Raw genomic sequence first — 643 nt, 5'->3', positions numbered from 1 at the left:
TCTTATAAAAGATCAATAGATTCTGTCAAGGGTGCTGGTTGAGAATCTTGGTTTGAAGAAACGACTCCTTCTACTACTGAGCTAGCAGTATCTGGAACTGTTTCTTTTTGTGATTCAGCCAATTCTCGATTAGCTGCTTCAATGCGAGCTTGGAGCTCTGCTACTTCCTCTGGTGAAAACTGACGAGTCATATCAATTGGTTCTTCATCATGATATCCAGTTACATCTTCACCCAAAACTTCTCCGACAACTTCTTTAAATGCTTCGTCACTTGTTTGAAGGTAAGTCGCTGTTGGACGCAAAATTTCTTCCCAGTCAGAAGAGTCTACAATAGCCAATTGACTCTCAATCGTAGATTTCAAACGTTGATGGAAGACACGGCTCTTATTCTTCAACTCTTCTGTTTCAACTGCAACCTTCTTAGCATTATCCGTAGCTTGACGCAAGATTTCGTTAGCCTTATACTTAGCCTCGTCAAGCAAACGATGTGCATCTTGTTCTGCCTGTTTGATGATATTTTGTGAGCGTTCATTGGCAGATTGTTTGACGCGCTCCGCAGTATCTTGAGCAATCAATACAGACTGACTCAATGACTCCTTAATCTCATCGAAATAAGACAAACGTTCCTCTAAATTTTTAATGT

General features: G+C 40.4%; 1 protein-coding gene. It reads right to left on the bottom strand.

Annotated elements, in window-relative coordinates:
* Nucleotides 1–2: 2 nt before the first annotated feature.
* Nucleotides 3–643: DivIVA domain-containing protein (locus HMPREF2795_RS10075; RefSeq protein ID WP_075228814.1), on the bottom strand; the 641-nt coding region annotated here is incomplete at its 5' end.

The organism is Streptococcus sp. HMSC056C01 (genome assembly GCF_001811305.1).
In the GTDB taxonomy this organism is placed as follows: domain Bacteria; phylum Bacillota; class Bacilli; order Lactobacillales; family Streptococcaceae; genus Streptococcus.
Note: the sequence above shows the minus strand (reverse complement) of the source record. Positions and strands in the feature narration are given on the sequence as shown.